Below are 16,892 nucleotides of genomic sequence, written 5' to 3'. Positions count from 1 at the left end.
AAATTGTTAAAGAACATAAAACAAAATTCGGTAATGATATTATTGCTTTGTTGCTCCGGATTCAAGTATTTCTAGAATTGAGCAATAAGTACTCTCATGAGCACTACCACAACACGCATTACTTAACATTTTTAATGAATCGCGCATTTTTTCCATCTCTTTTAAACGCAATTCAACTTCTTCAAGTCTTGCATCAACGATATGCTTCGACTCGATACAAGTGTGATGAGCAGGATCAACACGAATCGAAAGGAGTTCAGTAATAGCATCCAATGTAAAACCAAGCTCTTTCGCATAGCGGATAAAACGTAATCGCTGTAGATCTTTTTCTGTATAGAGGCGATAACCCCCTTCTGTACGTCTATCATGATCCATCAACCCTTGTTTTTCATAAAACCGGATTGTATCTGTTGTTACATTCGCAAGTTTTGCAACTTGTCCAATACGGTACATGGATCATCCTCCATTGTTAATTATGAATAAGCATAGCAAATAACCAAAAGAACAGAATTGAAAAATAGTACGAAGCTTATAATACGCAATAACAGTATGGTGACATAGCAGAAAATAAATATGATGCAACACAAAAGAAAATAAAGAGGTATGCAAAAAATAAAAAAGAGAGAGCGTAGTATACTTACAAATAGTTTTTTAACAGGTATAAAAAAACCGGATTAAAAATCCGGTCTTTTTATTCGCTTCACTAAATAATTAAATTATTCAGCTGCTGCTTCTGTTTCAGAATCAGCACGGTCAACAAGCTCAATGTAAGCCATTGGAGCGTTGTCACCAGCACGGAAGCCACACTTCAGAATACGAGTGTAACCACCTGCACGGCTCGCAAAACGCGGACCTAATACTGTAAACAGTTTTGCCACGACTTCGTTATCACGAGTACGGGCGAATGCCAGACGACGATTAGCTACGCTGTCGGTCTTGGCAAGAGTAATCAGCGGCTCAACGACGCGACGCAGTTCTTTCGCTTTAGGCAAAGTTGTCTTGATTATCTCATGACGAACTAAAGAACCTGCCATGTTACGAAACATAGCCTGACGATGGCTGCTGTTGCGGTTCAATTGACGACCACTCTTACGATGGCGCATGACCTTATCCTTCTCAGTAAAACCTTAACCTGTGATCTTATTCATCAGCGATACTTGCAGGTGGCCAATTCTCAAGGCGCATACCTAGAGATAGACCACGCGACGCCAGTACGTCTTTAATCTCAGTAAGAGATTTCTTACCAAGGTTAGGCGTCTTAAGTAATTCAACTTCAGTACGCTGTACCAGATCACCGATGTAGTGGATTGCTTCTGCCTTCAGACAGTTAGCAGAGCGGACAGTCAATTCAAGATCGTCTACTGGGCGCAGTAAGATAGGATCGAATTCTGGCTTCTCTTCTTTAACTTCTGGTTGACGAACATCACGTAAGTCAACAAAAGCTTCAAGCTGTTCAGCCAGGATAGTCGCTGCACGGCGAATCGACTCTTCTGGATCGATAGTACCGTTAGTTTCCATCTCGATTACCAGCTTATCCAAGTCGGTACGCTGTTCAACACGAGCTGCTTCCACATTATAAGCAATACGCTCAACTGGGCTATAGCACGCGTCTACTAAAAGGCGACCGATAGGGCGCTCATCTTCTTCCGAATGAATTCGGGCAGAAGCCGGCACATAACCACGACCACGCTGAACTTTGATACGCATATTAATAGATGCGTTTTCGTCTGTAAGGTGGCAGATAACGTGCTGCGGCTTGACGATTTCGACATCACCGTCATGGATGATATCGGCTGCAATAACAGGGCCAATGCCAGATTTGCTCAAAGTAAGAATAACTTCATCTTTACCATGAACTTTTACCGCCAACCCCTTAAGGTTGAGCAGTATTTCTAGGATATCTTCCTGAACACCTTCTTTGGTGCTGTACTCATGCAGTACACCATCAATCTCAACCTCTGTTACCGCACAACCCGGCATAGACGAAAGCAGAATACGGCGCAGTGCGTTACCAAGAGTATGGCCGAAGCCTCGCTCTAATGGCTCAAGGGTCACCTTGGCGTGCGTCGAACTGACTTGCTCGATATCAACCAGGCGCGGTTTTAGAAACTCTGTCACAGAACCCTGCATTGTGTCCTCTCTTTGGTGCTAAGCCTTACTTGGAGTAAAGCTCGACGATCAGGTGCTCGTTAATGTCAGCAGACAAGTCAGTACGTTCAGGAATACGCTTGAACACACCTTCCATCTTAGCAGCATCAACTTCCAGCCATGTTGGCTTTTCACGCTGTTCAGCCAGCTCTAAAGCAGCCTTGATACGAGACTGTTTTTTCGATTTTTCACGAACGCTGACTACGTCATTCGGGGAAACCTGATAAGAAGCAATGTTAACCACGCGACCATTTACCATGATTGCTTTATGGCTAACCATCTGACGTGCTTCTGCGCGAGTTGCGCCAAAGCCCATACGATAAACAACGTTATCCAGACGACCTTCCAGCAGAGTCAGCAGGTTTTCACCTGTGTTGCCTTTCAGACGTGTTGCTTCTTTGTAGTAGTTACGGAATTGACGTTCTAGAACACCGTAAATACGACGTACTTTTTGTTTTTCACGTAACTGAACACCGTAATCAGACAGACGCGGTTTACGTGCGCCGTGCTGACCTGGTGCTTGTTCCAGTTTACACTTGGTGTCAATCGCCCGAACGCCAGATTTTAGAAATAAATCTGTACCTTCGCGACGGCTCAGCTTGAGCTTAGGACCCAAATATCTTGCCATTTTCTTTCTCCAACTTTCCTAAAAACGAAAACGTTATTAAACGCGACGTTTTTTCGGTGGGCGACAACCGTTATGAGGAATCGGAGTCACATCAGTAATATTAGTGATGCGGAAACCAGCCGCGTTTAATGCACGGATAGTTGACTCACGACCAGGACCAGGTCCTTTAACCATAACTTCCAAGTTCTTAATTCCGTACTCTTTAACAGCTTCAGCGCAACGTTCTGCTGCAACCTGAGCCGCGAACGGAGTAGATTTACGAGAACCACGGAAACCGGAACCACCGGCAGTAGCCCAACCCAATGCGTTACCTTGACGATCAGTAATAGTAACGATTGTGTTGTTGAAAGAAGCATGGATATGAGCCACACCGTCAGAGACTTGTTTTCTTACACGCTTACGTGCACGAATAGGTGCTTTTGCCATTGTTCAAATACCCCGATTATTTCTTGATCGGCTTACGCGGACCCTTACGGGTACGTGCGTTAGTCTTAGTACGCTGACCGCGAACTGGTAGACCACGACGATGACGTAAACCACGGTAAGTACCAAGATCCATCAGACGTTTGATGCTCAGGGTAACTTCACGACGCAGATCACCTTCTACAACGTATTTGGCAACTTCGTCACGCAGCTTGTCGATTTGCTCTTCAGACAGCTCACTGATCTTAACATTTTCAGCAATACCAGCAGCTACACAGATAGCCTGTGAGCGGGTTTTACCGATGCCGTAAATCGAAGTTAATGCGATTACGGTATGTTTATGATCAGGAATGTTAATGCCTGCTATACGGGCCACTATGCACTCCTAAATTAGCAGTTATACAGTACTATTCTGAAAAGCCCGTTTTCAGGATACTCAAACAATACTGTACATATTATAAAAGATTGGGCTGGCTAATTTAGCCAGCTCAACCGAACTTTGCAAGAAAAAAATGCAATAAATTAGCCTTGACGCTGTTTATGCTTAGGCTCGACGCTGCAAATTACACGCACGTGACCGTGACGTCTAACAATTTTGCAGTTACGGCACATTTTCTTGACGGAAGCACGAACTTTCATTTTTACTCTCCGTAACTTCTAAAACAAATCGCTTATCAGTAATTAACCTTTAAGATTTGCTTTTTTCAATGCAGACTCATACTGACTTGACATCAGGAGAGTTTGCACTTGAGCCATAAAATCCATGATGACCACAACCACGATTAAGAGGGAAGTACCACCAAAATAGAAAGGTACTTTCATTGCGTCACGCATGAACTCCGGGATGAGACAGATAAAAGTAATATACAAGGCACCAATTAAGGTTAAACGAGTCATCACTTTATCTATATATTTAGCCGTCTGCTCTCCCGGGCGAATTCCTGGTACAAATGCACCGGACTTCTTCAGGTTATCTGCCGTTTCTCTTGGGTTGAAAACCAACGCCGTATAAAAGAAACAGAAGAATATGATTGCAGCAGCGTATAGTAGCACATAAATAGGTTGACCAGGCTGTAGATTTAACGAAATCGTCGTCAGCCAACCCCATCCTGTACCATCGCCAAACCAAGAGGTTATTGTACCAGGAAACAGGATAATACTTGAAGCAAAAATTGCTGGTATAACACCCGCCATATTTACTTTAAGTGGTAGATGTGTACTTTGTGCCGCGTATATTCTACGCCCTTGTTGACGTTTTGCATAGTTAACAACGATACGACGTTGTCCTCTTTCTACAAAAACAACAAAGAAAGTAACCGCGAACACCAATACTGCAACCAACAATAACAGGAGGAAGTGCAGTTCGCCTTGCCGCGCCTGCTCGATGGTTTGACCAATGGCAGGTGGAAGACCTGCAACGATACCTGCAAAGATAATGATTGAGATACCGTTACCAATACCACGTTCAGTGATTTGCTCACCTAACCACATCAGGAACATTGTCCCAGTGACTAAGCTCACAACAGCCGTAATATAGAATGGTAAGCCTGGATTAATCACCAGACCTTGCATTCCTGGCATATTCGGTAAGCCTGTTGCGATACCAATTGATTGGAATATCGCCAGCACCAAAGTACCATAACGGGTATATTGGCTGATCTTACGACGACCGGCCTCCCCTTCCTTCTTAATCTCTGCTAACCGAGGGTTAACCACTGATAAAAGTTGGATAATAATCGATGCCGAAATATAAGGCATGATACCCAGCGCAAAGATAGAAGCACGGCTAAGAGCACCACCAGAGAACATGTTAAACATTTCAATGATGGTGCCTTTTTGCTGATCGAGCAATTTGGCAAGCACAGTGGCATCAATACCAGGGATAGGGATAAAAGAGCCAATCCTAAAGACAATTAGTGCACCAAGAACAAACAAAAGTCTGCGTTTTAGTTCACCTACACCACCTTTAGCACTCTGAAAATCTAAACCTGGTTGTTTAGCCATCTGTCACTTATTCCTCAATTTTACCGCCAGCTGATTCGATTGCTGCACGGGCACCTTTGGTAACACGCAGACCACGAATAGTCACTGCACGGTTAACCTCGCCAGATAGAATTAATTTTGCATATTCAATCTGTGGGCCAACAACGTTTGCGGCTTTCAGTGCATTCAGATCGATTACATCGCCTTCAACGTAAGCTAAATCAGACAGGCGGATTTCCGCAGTCACGAATGATTTACGTGAAGTAAAACCAAATTTTGGTAAACGACGATATAAAGGCATCTGGCCACCTTCAAACCCACGACGTACGCCACCGCCAGAACGAGACTTCTGACCTTTGTGACCACGGCCGCCAGTTTTACCTAAGCCAGAACCGATACCACGACCTACACGTTTAGGCGCATGCTTGGCACCTTCAGCCGGAGACAGAGTATTTAAACGCATCTCTTACTCCTCAACTTTAACCATATAGGAAACCAAGTTGATCATACCGCGAACTGCTGGTGTATCTTCGCGTTCTACAGTGTGACCGATGCGACGCAGGCCTAAACCAGTCATAGTTGCCTTATGTTTAGGCAGACGACCGATTAAGCTGCGTGTTTGAGTAATTTTAATAGTCTTAGCCATGGTCATTACCCCAGAATTTCTTCAACGGATTTACCACGCTTAGCTGCGACCATATCTGGAGACTTCATGCTATCTAAAGCGTCCAGTGTTGCACGAACCACGTTAATCGGGTTAGTGGAACCATAGGTTTTAGCCAGTACGTTACGAACGCCAGCCACTTCTAGAACTGCACGCATTGCACCACCTGCGATGATACCAGTACCTTCATGAGCAGGCTGCATAAATACGCGAGAACCTGTGTGGGTACCTTTAACAGGGTGGAACAAAGTACCGTTGTTTAAAGCGACGGTTTTCATATTGCGACGGGCTTTTTCCATCGCTTTCTGGATTGCTGCCGGAACTTCGCGAGCTTTGCCATATCCAAAACCAACGCGGCCATTACCATCACCAACGACTGTAAGCGCGGTGAAGCTAAATATACGACCACCTTTAACGGTTTTAGATACGCGGTTTACCGCGATCAGCTTTTCCTGCAGTTCGCCAGCTTGTTTCTCGATGTGAGCCATCTTACACTCCTACCTTAGAACTGAAGGCCAGCTTCACGGGCAGCATCTGCCAGTGCCTGGACTCGACCATGATATTGGAAACCGGAACGGTCAAATGATACTACTTTGATACCTTTTTCCAGAGCGCGTTCAGCAACAATTTTACCAACTACTGCTGCTGCTTCTTTGTTTCCAGTGTTTTTCAGTTGCTCAATGATAGCTTTTTCTGTAGTAGAAGCGGCCACCAAAGTTTCAGAACCGTTTGGTGCAATAACCTGCGCATAAATATGGCGAGGGGTACGGTGTACCACCAGGCGAGTCGCACCCAATTCTTGGAGCTTACGGCGTGCGCGGGTCGCACGACGGATACGAGCTGCTTTCTTATCCATAGTGTTACCTTACTTCTTCTTAGCCTCTTTGATACGCACAACTTCGTCGGCGTAACGAATACCTTTACCTTTATAAGGTTCAGGGCGACGGTAAGCACGCAGTTCAGCTGCTACTTGACCAATCACTTGCTTATCCGCACCTTTCAGCACGATTTCAGTTTGTGTTGGACATTCAGCAGTGATGCCTGCTGGCAGTTGGTGTTCCACTGGATGTGAAAAACCTACTGATAAGTTAACCGCATTGCCTTTAATAGACGCACGATAACCTACACCTACCAGTTGCAGTTTCTTAGTGAAGCCTTCGGTAACACCTACAACCATTGCATTTAACAGAGAACGAGTAGTACCCGCCTGTGCCCATGCATCAGCGAAACCATCACGAGGTGCGAAAGTTAACTGGTTGTCAGCATGTTGAATTTCAACTGCATTATGGATAGTACGAGTTAGCTCGCCGTTTTTACCCTTAATCGTAATTACCTGACCGTTGAGTTTAACCTCTACGCCGGCAGGAATGACGACGGGTGCTTTTGCCACACGAGACATTCTTTCCTCCCGAATTAAGCTACGTAGCAGATAATCTCGCCACCAAGACCTGCTTGGCGAGCTGCACGATCAGTCATAACACCTTTTGAGGTAGAAACAACAGCGATGCCCAGTCCTGCCATAACTTGTGGCAGCTCATCTTTTCTTTTATAGATGCGCAGACTTGGACGGCTTACGCGCTGAATGCTTTCTACTACAGCCTTACCTTGGAAATATTTTAAAGTGATTTCCAGTTCTGGCTTAGTGTCGCCTTCAATTTTAAAATCTTCGATATAACCTTCTTCCTTAAGCACGTTGGCAATCGCCACTTTCAGCTTGGAGGAAGGCATTGTGACCGCAACTTTATTCGCGGCCTGACCGTTACGGATACGGGTCAGCATATCCGCGATGGGATCTTGCATGCTCATCTGTCTTTACTCCCGTGATTCAATTATGGTAATTACCAGCTAGCCTTTCTAAGGCCCGGGATTTCACCGCGCATAGCGGCTTCACGGACTTTAATACGGCTGAGGCCAAATTTCCGCAGGAAACCGTGCGGACGTCCAGTTTGACGGCAGCGGTTACGCTGACGTGAAGGACTTGAATCACGTGGCATAGTTTGCAGTTTCAGAACAGCATTCCAACGATCTTCATCAGATACGTTCACATCTGAAACGATAGCTTTCAGTTCTGCGCGTTTTGCGAAGAATTTCTCAGCTAAATTCGCACGTTTTACATCACGTGCTTTCATAGATTTCTTAGCCATGAATGCCCTGCCTTACTTGCGGAACGGGAAGTTAAACGCTGCTAACAGTGCGCGACCTTCATCATCTGATTTCGCAGTCGTAGTAATGGTAATATCCAAACCACGAACACGATCCACTTTATCGTAATCGATTTCAGGGAAGATGATTTGCTCACGTACGCCCATGCTGTAATTACCACGTCCATCAAATGATTTAGCGGACAAACCACGGAAGTCACGGATACGTGGTACAGCAATAGAGATCAGGCGTTCAAAGAACTCCCACATGCGTTCGCCACGCAGGGTCACTTTACAGCCGATCGGATAGCCCTGGCGGATTTTGAAGCCTGCAACAGATTTGCGTGCTTTGGTGATCAAAGGTTTTTGACCTGAGATTGCTGCTAAATCAGCTGCTGCATTGTCCAGCAGTTTCTTATCAACAATCGCTTCACCAACACCCATGTTCAGGGTGATCTTCTCGACCCGAGGGACTTGCATGACAGAATGGTAACCAAACTGAGACATCAGTTTTTGGACTACCTCGTCTTTGTAGTAATCATGCAGTTTCGCCATCGTATACTCCAAATTACTTGATAGTTTCTTTATTAGATTTGAAGAAACGAACTTTTTTGCCGTCTTCGAATCTAAAACCTACACGGTCAGCCTTACCGGTTGCCGCATTGAAGATTGCAACGTTAGAAACTTGGATAGAAGCTTCTTTTTCAACGATGCCACCTGGTTGGTTCAGAGCCGGAACTGGCTTCTGATGTTTTTTAACCAGATTGATACCTTCAACGATAACTTTACCAGAAGAAAGAACCTGTTTTACTTTACCGCGCTTACCTTTATCTTTACCAGTTAGCACGATAACTTCGTCTTCACGACGGATTTTCGCTGCCATTGCCTGCTCCTTAGAGTACTTCAGGTGCCAGAGAGATTATTTTCATAAACTTCTCGTTACGAAGTTCACGAGTAACCGGCCCAAAAATACGCGTACCAATAACTTGCTCGCTGTTGTTGTTTAACAATACACAAGCGTTGCTATCGAAGCGAATGACAGAACCGTCAGGGCGACGAACACCCTTCTTGGTGCGCACCACTACCGCTTTCAGTACATCACCTTTCTTAACTTTACCACGTGGAATTGCTTCCTTGATGGTAATTTTGATGATGTCACCTACATCTGCGTAGCGACGGTGCGAGCCACCTAGAACCTTGATACACATTACGCGACGTGCACCGGAGTTGTCGGCCACGTTCAGCATAGTCTGTTCTTGGATCATTTTAGTGCTCCGCTAAATGTCAACTACTACTGAGCCACTTCCACATTAGAAGAGGCCGTTCAATATCCCATAATACGAGGGAGCGGCATTATAACACCACATTCTCGATATGGACAGAAAAAATAAACGGCTCGTTCAGTTTTGAGCCGTTTATTTCGTACGAAAAGGCTATTTTATTACAGAACAGCTTTTTCTACAACGCGAACTAACGCCCAAGACTTAGTCTTAGACAGTGGACGTGTTTGACGAATTTCTACTACGTCACCAATTCCACATTCGTTGTTCTCGTCATGTACATGCAGTTTGGTCGTACGACGGATAAACTTACCATATAATGGATGTTTAACCATACGATCGATAGCAACAACAATAGATTTTTCCATTTTGTCACTAACTACACGACCTTGCAGAGTACGGATTTTATCGGTCATTACGCACCCGCCTTCTCAGTCAGTAAAGTCTTAACGCGTGCGATATTACGACGCACTTGTTTCAACAGATGAGACTGTTGTAACTGACCACTTGCTGCCTGCATACGCAGGTTGAACTGCTCGCGCAGTAAGTTCAGCAGTTCTGTGTTCAGCTCTTCAACGCTCTTTTCGCGCAGCTCTTTTGCTTTCATTACATCACCGTCTTAGTTACAAAGGTGGTTTTGATAGGCAGTTTTGCTGCCGCCAGCTTGAATGCTTCACGGGCCAGTTCTTCAGGCACACCATCCATTTCATACAGGACTTTACCTGGCTGGATTAAGGCAACCCAATACTCAACGTTACCTTTACCTTTACCCATACGGACTTCGAGCGGCTTTTCAGTGATTGGTTTGTCTGGGAACACACGGATCCAGATTTTACCCTGACGCTTAACTGCACGGGTCATTGCACGACGTGCCGCTTCGATCTGACGTGCAGTCAGACGACCACGGCCCACAGCTTTAAGACCGTAAGTCCCGAAGCTTACATCCGCACCAGCAGCTAAGCCACGGTTGCGGCCTTTGTGCACTTTACGGAATTTTGTACGCTTTGGTTGTAACATCAGCGACTCTCCTTACTTGCGGCCTTTACGCTGCTGCTTTTTAGGTTGAGCAGCCGGTTTTTCCGCCTGTTCAACTGCAGCCATACCACCCAGGATCTCACCTTTGAAGATCCATACCTTAACGCCGAGCACACCATAAGTGGTATGTGCTTCTGAGGTATTGTAGTCGATATCTGCACGCAGAGTGTGCAGAGGTACACGACCTTCACGATACCATTCAGTACGAGCGATTTCAGCGCCGCCTAAACGACCACTTACTTCCACTTTGATACCTTTAGCGCCTAAACGCATTGCGTTCTGTACTGCACGTTTCATAGCACGACGGAACATAACACGACGTTCCAGCTGTGAAGTGATGCTGTCAGCAACTAATTTTGCGTCTAGTTCAGGTTTACGTACTTCGGCGATATTAATTTGCGCAGGAACGCCAGCGATATCCGCTACGTTTTTGCGCAGTTTTTCAACATCTTCACCTTTTTTACCGATAACGATGCCTGGACGAGCTGTGTGAATAGTCACACGAATGCTTTTCGCAGGACGTTCGATAACGATACGAGATACAGATGCTTTTGCCAGTTCTTTAGTTAAGTACTGACGTACTTTAAAATCGCTGTCTAGGTTGTCAGCGAATTCATTGGTACCCGCATACCATGTGGAATTCCAAGGCTTGACAATGCCAAGGCGGATACCATTAGGATGTACTTTTTGACCCATTGCTAGTCTCCAGAGTCTCAGCGATCAGACACAACCACAGTGATGTGGCTGGTGCGCTTCAGAATACGATCTGCACGGCCTTTTGCACGAGGCATAATGCGCTTCATAGAAGGACCTTCGTCAACAAAGATCTTAGCTACTTTCAGATCATCAATGTCAGCGCCATCGTTGTGTTCTGCATTAGCAATAGCAGACTCCAGTACTTTTTTCACTAAACCAGCAGCTTTCTTGTTGGTAAAGGTTAAAATTTCCAGAGCTTGCGACACTTTCTTACCGCGAATCAGGTCAGCTACCAAGCGAACCTTCTGAGCAGAAGAACGAGCGTGGCGATGCATAGCGATAGTTTCCATCTCTTCCTCCTACCTTATTTTTTCTTAGCCTTTTTATCGGCTGCATGACCGCGATAAGTACGGGTCGGCGCGAATTCACCCAGTTTGTGACCAACCATTTCGTCGGAAACGTAAACTGGAACATGCTGACGACCATTATGGACAGCGATGGTCAAACCGATCATGTTAGGAAAGATCGTTGAACGACGGGACCAAGTCTTAACAGGCTTTTTGTCACCGCTTTCCACCGCTTTCTCTACCTTCTTCAGCAAGTGTAGGTCAATAAAAGGACCTTTCTTGAGAGAACGTGGCATGGCTTATCCTCTAATTATTTCTTAGTACGACGATGAACGATAAAATGTTCAGTGCGTTTGTTTTTACGAGTCTTCTTACCTTTGGTTTGAATACCCCAAGGTGTTACAGGGTGTAAACCAAAGTTACGACCTTCACCACCACCATGTGGGTGATCGACTGGGTTCATCGCAGTACCGCGAACGGTAGGACGAATACCACGCCAGCGACTTGCACCAGCTTTACCCAGAACGCGTAACATGTGCTCAGAGTTACCTACTTCACCGATAGTTGCACGGCAATCAGAAGGAACTTTACGCATTTCACCAGAACGCAGACGAATAGTGACATAAGCACCATCACGAGCAACGATCTGAACGTAAGTACCAGCTGAACGAGCTAACTGACCACCTTTACCTGGTTTCATTTCTACGTTATGAACAGTAGAACCAACCGGGATATTACGCATTGGTAAGGTGTTACCCGTTTTGATAGCAGCATCAACGCCAGACTGAACTTTATCACCCGCTTTCAGGCCTTTTGGAGCCAGAATGTAGCGACGTTCACCATCAGCATACAGCACTAAAGCGATGTTAGCTGAACGGTTTGGATCATATTCCAGACGTTCTACTGTCGCAGGAATACCATCTTTGTTGCGTTTAAAGTCAACAATACGGTAAGCCTGTTTGTGTCCACCACCGATATGACGGGTAGTGATACGACCATTGTTGTTACGACCACCGGACTTGCTGTTTTTTTCCAGCAATGGTGCATAAGGTTTCCCTTTATGCAGCTCAGGGTTTACCACTTTAACTACGTGGCGACGGCCCGGAGACGTAGGTTTACATTTAACAATTGCCATTGTTCTTTACTCCTCCGACTTACTCAGCGCCGCCGACGAAGTCCAGATTCTGGCCTTCCTTCAGGGTTACGTAAGCTTTTTTCCAGTCGCTACGACGACCAATACGCTGACCGTGACGTTTCACTTTGCCTTTCATCAGCAGAGTGTTAACACTTTCAACTTCGACTTCAAACAGTTTTTGTACAGCTGCTTTAATCTCTGCTTTGGTCGCGTCTTTAGCAACTTTGAGAACGATGGTGTTTGATTTTTCCATCGCGATAGAAGCTTTTTCAGATACATGCGGCGCGCGCAGTACTTTCAGCAGACGTTCTTCACGGATCATGCCAGCATCTCCTCAACTTGCTTCACAGCGTCAGCAGTCATGACGACTTTGTCGAAGGCGATTAAGCTAACAGGGTCGATAGTTGCTGCATCACGTACGTCAACTTTATATAAGTTGCGTGCTGCTAAATACAGATTTTCATCTACATCAGCAGTGATGATCAGAACATCTTCCAGAGCCATATCTTTCAGTTTCTGTGCTAAAAGCTTAGTTTTAGGAGCTTCAACAGAGAACTTCTCTACGACGATCAGACGATCTTGACGTACCAGCTCAGACAGAATGCTCTTCAGAGCACCACGGTACATCTTTTTGTTTACTTTTTGACTGTGGTCCTGTGGTTTAGCTGCGAAGCTAACACCACCAGAGCGCCAAATTGGGCTCTTGATTGAACCTGAACGTGCACGACCTGTACCTTTCTGTCTCCAAGGCTTTTTGCCTGAACCAGAAACTTCAGCACGAGTTTTCTGAGCACGAGTACCTTGACGAGCACCAGCAGCGTATGCAACGACTACTTGATGCACAAGCGCTTCGTTAAAGTCACGCCCGAAGGTAGTTTCGGAAACAGTCAGCGCGCCTTGCGCGTCTTTCATTACCAATTCCATTCCTATCTCCTCGACGTTACGCCTTGACAGCTGGTTTAACGATCAGGTCACTGCCAGTTGCACCTGGAACAGCACCTTTGACCAGCAGCAGGTTGCGCTCAGCGTCAACACGTACTACTTCCAGGCTCTGAACGGTAACTTGTTCGTTACCCAGTTGACCTGCCATTTTCTTGCCTTTAAACACCTTACCCGGAGTCTGGTTCTGACCGATAGAACCCGGAACACGGTGAGACAAGGAGTTACCGTGGGTAGCATCTTGAGTACGGAAATTCCAGCGCTTTACAGTACCAGCAAAACCTTTACCTTTAGATGTTCCAGTAACGTCGACTTTTTTAACGTCAGCGAAAATTTCTACACTAATGCTTTGACCTACAGTGTATTCTTCGCCTTCGTTCAGACGGAATTCACGCAGTAAGCGGCCAGCTTCAACACCAGCTTTAGCAAAATGACCTGCTTCAGGTTTCAGTACACGGTTAGCTTTTTTGCTACCAGTAGTCACCTGAATGGCACGATAACCGTCTTTCTCAAGATCTCTGACCTGAGTAACACGGTTGTTTTCAATTTCGATAACGGTTACAGGGATTGAAACGCCATCTTCAGTGAAGATACGAGTCATTCCTACTTTTTTACCGACTAAACCAATCATTGTTTCAACCTCTCAATCGCTTGATGACCTGATTAACCTAGGCTGATCTGCACGTCTACGCCGGCAGCCAGATCCAGACGCATCAGAGCATCAACGGTTTTCTCGGTTGGCTCAACGATGTCAACCAGACGTTTGTGAGTGCGAATTTCATACTGATCACGCGCATCTTTATTAACGTGCGGAGAAATCAACACTGTGAAACGCTCTTTGCGAGTCGGCAGTGGGATTGGACCACGAACTTGCGCACCAGTGCGCTTAGCAGTCTCTACGATTTCCGCAGTTGATTGATCAATCAGACGATGATCAAAAGCTTTCAGGCGGATACGGATTCTTTGGTTCTGCATGAGACCAGAGCTCCAACTATTTTTTATAAACGTAAATGATTACTACCCGTACTCATTTCGATTGATGAGAGAGTGTAATCGTTCTGCATATAACTCCCCTATCGGGAGTATTATATTAATGCAATAAAAAATCTGCATTAGCTGATAAATCAGCCCCCACTAAATCAGTGAGCCTGCGCATTATACTTGCCTGAATGATGAAATCAAGCTAAGAATAAAAAATCAGCGATAAAAATTCATTTTCTCTTTTCAAAAATAGAAAAAGCAAAGGTAACAGTCATTACCTTTGCTTTAAATTGTCCGATAATTCACTAAAAAATTCGGGGCCATTTTTCTAAAAAGCTTTGGATTACTCTTCAATAATTTGAGCTTGCAGATAGTTTTGAAGCCCTATGCGCTCAATAAGTTCAAGTTGTGTTTCAATCCAATCAATATGCCCTTCTTCATCGGTTAGAATTTCTAGCATAAGATCTCGGCTAACATAATCATGAATAGAATCTGCGTAAGCAATAGCTTCACGTAAATCTTTGGCACCACCAAGTTCTAATTCAAGATCCGAACGTAGTATTTCTTCAACATCTTCACCAATATTGAGTTTGCCTAAATCTTGTAAGTTTGGAATACCTTCGAGGAATAAAATGCGTTCGATATATTTATCTGCATGTTTCATTTCGTCTATGGATTCATGATATTCCATATCATTAAGACGTGTAAGTCCCCAATTCTTAAACATTCGGGCATGCAGGAAATACTGATTAATTGCAACAAGTTCTCCACCTAATAACTTATTAAGGTGGGCTATCATTTTTTTATCACCTTTCATTTTTATGCTCCTTTGTTTCCAGTCTTTTTAGTGTAGACCTTTTATACAAAGTGGAGAGAAAGGAAATTTAAAATTTGTTATGCAACTTCAGAAATTTGAGGAGATAGCGTAGATTGCTCACTTTCGATAATTTGACGGGCTTGACGCACACACTTACCGCAACAACTTCCAACAGGTAGGATCTTGCGTAATTCATTAATAGTGTGAACTTGGTGTTTATGAATAGTAGCAATAATTTTTTTATCACTCACACCATGACAAAGACAGACGTACATAATAACAACCTCATTAACTACTCACAGAAAGAGTGTAAATGATAATTATTATGATTTCAATTTCTATTTATTTTAGTTAAGTATTTATTTGGTTTTTGCAAATTTAAAATGGTGATAATACAAAGATAGATTTTTATCTGAGAGAATAGAGTCCGATCAATAGATACAAAAAAGGGCATCTACTGATGCCCTTCTCTAGGAGAATTACGCGAGTAATTAACCTAATACTTTAGCAACAACGCCCGCACCTACTGTACGGCCACCTTCACGGATAGCGAAACGTAAACCGTCGTCCATCGCGATTGGGTGAATCAGTTCAACGATCATGTTGATGTTGTCACCTGGCATTACCATTTCTACGCCTTCTGGTAATTCGATAGTACCAGTTACGTCAGTTGTACGGAAGTAGAACTGTGGACGGTAGCCTTTGAAGAATGGAGTATGACGACCACCTTCATCTTTGCTCAGAATATATACTTCTGATTCGAATTTAGTGTGTGGCTTGATTGAACCTGGTTTAGCCAGTACTTGTCCACGTTCGATTTCTTCACGTTTAGTACCACGCAGCAGAACACCAACGTTCTCACCTGCACGACCTTCGTCAAGTAATTTACGGAACATTTCAACGCCAGTACAAGTTGTTTTAACTGTTGGTTTGATACCAACGATTTCAACTTCTTCACCAACTTTGATTACACCACGCTCAACACGACCAGTTACTACTGTACCACGGCCTGAGATTGAGAATACGTCTTCGATTGGTAACAGGAATGGTTTGTCAATTGCACGCTCTGGTTCTGGGATGTATGAATCCAGTGCTTCTGCTAATTCAACAATTTTTGCTTCCCACTCTGCTTCGCCTTCCAGTGCTTTCAGCGCTGAACCACGGATTACTGGAGTGTCGTCACCTGGGAAATCGTACTGAGACAGAAGTTCACGAACTTCCATTTCAACTAATTCCAGTAACTCTTCATCATCTACCATGTCACATTTGTTCAGGAATACGATGATGTAAGGAACACCAACCTGACGACCTAACAGGATGTGCTCACGAGTTTGTGGCATTGGGCCATCAGTCGCAGCAACTACCAGGATCGCTCCGTCCATTTGCGCAGCACCAGTGATCATGTTTTTAACATAGTCGGCGTGACCTGGGCAGTCTACGTGTGCGTAGTGACGAGTTGGAGTGTCGTATTCTACGTGTGAAGTAGAGATGGTGATACCACGAGCTTTTTCTTCTGGTGCGTTATCGATTTGATCGAATGCACGAGCAGCACCACCGTAAGTTTTAGCTAAAACTGTAGTGATTGCAGCAGTCAGAGTTGTTTTACCGTGGTCAACGTGGCCGATAGTACCAACGTTAACGTGCGGTTTTGAACGTTCAAATTTTTCTTTAGACA

Annotated in this window: 32 protein-coding genes; all 32 read right to left on the bottom strand. The window is 44.7% G+C overall.

The window, feature by feature from the left end; genetic code table 11:
* Nucleotides 1-39: 39 nt before the first annotated feature.
* Nucleotides 40-453, bottom strand: coding sequence for a Zn(2+)-responsive transcriptional regulator (zntR, locus tag GWI97_RS06550; RefSeq protein WP_036933211.1), 414 nt, complete (start codon nucleotides 451-453; stop codon nucleotides 40-42).
* Nucleotides 454-716: 263 nt separating this feature from the next.
* Nucleotides 717-1,103, bottom strand: a complete 387-nt coding sequence (gene rplQ / locus GWI97_RS06545; RefSeq protein WP_004246940.1) for a 50S ribosomal protein L17 — start codon at nucleotides 1,101-1,103, stop codon at nucleotides 717-719.
* A 37-nt stretch (nucleotides 1,104-1,140) separates the two neighbouring features.
* Nucleotides 1,141-2,130, bottom strand: a complete 990-nt coding sequence (locus GWI97_RS06540) for a DNA-directed RNA polymerase subunit alpha (RefSeq protein ID WP_006535513.1) — start codon at nucleotides 2,128-2,130, stop codon at nucleotides 1,141-1,143.
* Nucleotides 2,131-2,155: 25 nt separating this feature from the next.
* Nucleotides 2,156-2,776: a 30S ribosomal protein S4 gene (gene rpsD / locus GWI97_RS06535; protein WP_004246942.1), complete on the bottom strand. Its 621-nt coding sequence runs from the start codon at nucleotides 2,774-2,776 to the stop codon at nucleotides 2,156-2,158.
* A gap of 36 nt (nucleotides 2,777-2,812) precedes the next feature.
* Nucleotides 2,813-3,202: a 30S ribosomal protein S11 gene (gene rpsK / locus GWI97_RS06530; RefSeq protein WP_002919257.1), complete on the bottom strand. Its 390-nt coding sequence runs from the start codon at nucleotides 3,200-3,202 to the stop codon at nucleotides 2,813-2,815.
* A 16-nt stretch (nucleotides 3,203-3,218) separates the two neighbouring features.
* Nucleotides 3,219-3,575, bottom strand: coding sequence for a 30S ribosomal protein S13 (rpsM, locus tag GWI97_RS06525; RefSeq protein ID WP_036914623.1), 357 nt, complete (start codon nucleotides 3,573-3,575; stop codon nucleotides 3,219-3,221).
* Nucleotides 3,576-3,721: 146 nt separating this feature from the next.
* On the bottom strand, nucleotides 3,722-3,838 hold the full coding sequence (gene rpmJ / locus GWI97_RS06520) for a 50S ribosomal protein L36 (protein ID WP_071788572.1): 117 nt from the start codon (nucleotides 3,836-3,838) through the stop codon (nucleotides 3,722-3,724).
* 42 nt (nucleotides 3,839-3,880) lie between these two features.
* The gene (gene secY / locus GWI97_RS06515; protein WP_006535510.1) at nucleotides 3,881-5,203 is read right to left on the bottom strand and encodes a preprotein translocase subunit SecY; all 1,323 of its coding nucleotides are present in this window, start codon (nucleotides 5,201-5,203) and stop codon (nucleotides 3,881-3,883) included.
* A gap of 7 nt (nucleotides 5,204-5,210) precedes the next feature.
* On the bottom strand, nucleotides 5,211-5,645 hold the full coding sequence (gene rplO / locus GWI97_RS06510; RefSeq protein WP_036933215.1) for a 50S ribosomal protein L15: 435 nt from the start codon (nucleotides 5,643-5,645) through the stop codon (nucleotides 5,211-5,213).
* A gap of 3 nt (nucleotides 5,646-5,648) precedes the next feature.
* Nucleotides 5,649-5,828, bottom strand: a complete 180-nt coding sequence (gene rpmD, locus GWI97_RS06505; RefSeq protein WP_036914634.1) for a 50S ribosomal protein L30 — start codon at nucleotides 5,826-5,828, stop codon at nucleotides 5,649-5,651.
* A 5-nt stretch (nucleotides 5,829-5,833) separates the two neighbouring features.
* Nucleotides 5,834-6,334, bottom strand: a complete 501-nt coding sequence (gene rpsE, locus GWI97_RS06500) for a 30S ribosomal protein S5 (protein ID WP_023583472.1) — start codon at nucleotides 6,332-6,334, stop codon at nucleotides 5,834-5,836.
* Between the two features lie 14 nt (nucleotides 6,335-6,348).
* Nucleotides 6,349-6,702: a 50S ribosomal protein L18 gene (rplR, locus tag GWI97_RS06495; protein ID WP_023583471.1), complete on the bottom strand. Its 354-nt coding sequence runs from the start codon at nucleotides 6,700-6,702 to the stop codon at nucleotides 6,349-6,351.
* A 9-nt stretch (nucleotides 6,703-6,711) separates the two neighbouring features.
* Complete coding sequence (rplF, locus tag GWI97_RS06490; RefSeq protein WP_036933221.1) at nucleotides 6,712-7,245, bottom strand: 50S ribosomal protein L6; 534 nt, start codon at nucleotides 7,243-7,245, stop codon at nucleotides 6,712-6,714.
* 14 nt (nucleotides 7,246-7,259) lie between these two features.
* Nucleotides 7,260-7,652: a 30S ribosomal protein S8 gene (gene rpsH, locus GWI97_RS06485; protein WP_004246950.1), complete on the bottom strand. Its 393-nt coding sequence runs from the start codon at nucleotides 7,650-7,652 to the stop codon at nucleotides 7,260-7,262.
* A gap of 32 nt (nucleotides 7,653-7,684) precedes the next feature.
* Nucleotides 7,685-7,990: a 30S ribosomal protein S14 gene (gene rpsN / locus GWI97_RS06480; RefSeq protein ID WP_006535503.1), complete on the bottom strand. Its 306-nt coding sequence runs from the start codon at nucleotides 7,988-7,990 to the stop codon at nucleotides 7,685-7,687.
* A gap of 12 nt (nucleotides 7,991-8,002) precedes the next feature.
* Nucleotides 8,003-8,542 (bottom strand): 50S ribosomal protein L5, encoded by a 540-nt coding sequence (gene rplE / locus GWI97_RS06475; RefSeq protein ID WP_036933223.1) that lies wholly within the window; start codon nucleotides 8,540-8,542, stop codon nucleotides 8,003-8,005.
* 13 nt (nucleotides 8,543-8,555) lie between these two features.
* Entirely contained in the window at nucleotides 8,556-8,870 is a 315-nt protein-coding gene (gene rplX, locus GWI97_RS06470) for a 50S ribosomal protein L24 (protein ID WP_006535502.1), read from the bottom strand.
* 10 nt (nucleotides 8,871-8,880) lie between these two features.
* Nucleotides 8,881-9,252, bottom strand: a complete 372-nt coding sequence (rplN, locus tag GWI97_RS06465) for a 50S ribosomal protein L14 (RefSeq protein WP_004246955.1) — start codon at nucleotides 9,250-9,252, stop codon at nucleotides 8,881-8,883.
* 176 nt (nucleotides 9,253-9,428) lie between these two features.
* Nucleotides 9,429-9,683 carry a 30S ribosomal protein S17 gene (gene rpsQ / locus GWI97_RS06460; RefSeq protein WP_023583468.1) on the bottom strand — a complete coding sequence of 85 codons (255 nt, stop codon included), beginning with the start codon at nucleotides 9,681-9,683 and terminating at the stop codon, nucleotides 9,429-9,431.
* Nucleotides 9,683-9,874 carry a 50S ribosomal protein L29 gene (gene rpmC / locus GWI97_RS06455; RefSeq protein ID WP_004238624.1) on the bottom strand — a complete coding sequence of 64 codons (192 nt, stop codon included), beginning with the start codon at nucleotides 9,872-9,874 and terminating at the stop codon, nucleotides 9,683-9,685. The genes rpsQ and rpmC overlap by 1 nt, the downstream gene beginning before the upstream one ends.
* A complete protein-coding gene (gene rplP, locus GWI97_RS06450; protein WP_006535500.1) occupies nucleotides 9,874-10,284 on the bottom strand; it encodes a 50S ribosomal protein L16 in 411 nt (136 codons plus the stop codon). Before rplP ends, rpmC begins: the two co-directional genes overlap by 1 nt.
* 12 nt (nucleotides 10,285-10,296) lie before the next feature.
* A complete protein-coding gene (gene rpsC / locus GWI97_RS06445) occupies nucleotides 10,297-10,998 on the bottom strand; it encodes a 30S ribosomal protein S3 (protein ID WP_004246958.1) in 702 nt (233 codons plus the stop codon).
* A gap of 17 nt (nucleotides 10,999-11,015) precedes the next feature.
* Nucleotides 11,016-11,348 (bottom strand): 50S ribosomal protein L22, encoded by a 333-nt coding sequence (gene rplV, locus GWI97_RS06440; protein ID WP_006535498.1) that lies wholly within the window; start codon nucleotides 11,346-11,348, stop codon nucleotides 11,016-11,018.
* A 14-nt stretch (nucleotides 11,349-11,362) separates the two neighbouring features.
* Complete coding sequence (rpsS, locus tag GWI97_RS06435; protein ID WP_004246960.1) at nucleotides 11,363-11,641, bottom strand: 30S ribosomal protein S19; 279 nt, start codon at nucleotides 11,639-11,641, stop codon at nucleotides 11,363-11,365.
* A 14-nt stretch (nucleotides 11,642-11,655) separates the two neighbouring features.
* Nucleotides 11,656-12,480 (bottom strand): 50S ribosomal protein L2, encoded by an 825-nt coding sequence (gene rplB / locus GWI97_RS06430; protein ID WP_036933225.1) that lies wholly within the window; start codon nucleotides 12,478-12,480, stop codon nucleotides 11,656-11,658.
* 19 nt (nucleotides 12,481-12,499) lie between these two features.
* Nucleotides 12,500-12,802, bottom strand: coding sequence for a 50S ribosomal protein L23 (gene rplW / locus GWI97_RS06425; RefSeq protein WP_004246962.1), 303 nt, complete (start codon nucleotides 12,800-12,802; stop codon nucleotides 12,500-12,502).
* Entirely contained in the window at nucleotides 12,799-13,404 is a 606-nt protein-coding gene (gene rplD / locus GWI97_RS06420; RefSeq protein WP_023583466.1) for a 50S ribosomal protein L4, read from the bottom strand. Before rplD ends, rplW begins: the two co-directional genes overlap by 4 nt.
* A 16-nt stretch (nucleotides 13,405-13,420) precedes the next feature.
* Complete coding sequence (gene rplC, locus GWI97_RS06415; protein WP_023583465.1) at nucleotides 13,421-14,050, bottom strand: 50S ribosomal protein L3; 630 nt, start codon at nucleotides 14,048-14,050, stop codon at nucleotides 13,421-13,423.
* Nucleotides 14,051-14,082: 32 nt separating this feature from the next.
* Nucleotides 14,083-14,394 (bottom strand): 30S ribosomal protein S10, encoded by a 312-nt coding sequence (gene rpsJ / locus GWI97_RS06410; protein WP_001181005.1) that lies wholly within the window; start codon nucleotides 14,392-14,394, stop codon nucleotides 14,083-14,085.
* 349 nt (nucleotides 14,395-14,743) lie between these two features.
* Nucleotides 14,744-15,217 (bottom strand): bacterioferritin, encoded by a 474-nt coding sequence (gene bfr, locus GWI97_RS06405; RefSeq protein ID WP_036933228.1) that lies wholly within the window; start codon nucleotides 15,215-15,217, stop codon nucleotides 14,744-14,746.
* Between the two features lie 77 nt (nucleotides 15,218-15,294).
* A complete protein-coding gene (gene bfd / locus GWI97_RS06400) occupies nucleotides 15,295-15,492 on the bottom strand; it encodes a bacterioferritin-associated ferredoxin (RefSeq protein ID WP_087802846.1) in 198 nt (65 codons plus the stop codon).
* A 216-nt stretch (nucleotides 15,493-15,708) separates the two neighbouring features.
* Nucleotides 15,709-16,892, bottom strand: a 1,184-nt coding sequence (gene tuf, locus GWI97_RS06395; RefSeq protein ID WP_087803048.1) for an elongation factor Tu, incomplete at its 5' end; no start/stop codon positions are given.

The sequence above is a fragment of the Proteus sp. G2300 genome (assembly GCF_009915965.1).
In the GTDB taxonomy this organism is placed as follows: domain Bacteria; phylum Pseudomonadota; class Gammaproteobacteria; order Enterobacterales; family Enterobacteriaceae; genus Proteus; species Proteus vulgaris.
The sequence above is the reverse complement of the archived record's forward strand: the minus strand, read 5'-3'. Positions and strand labels throughout refer to the sequence as shown.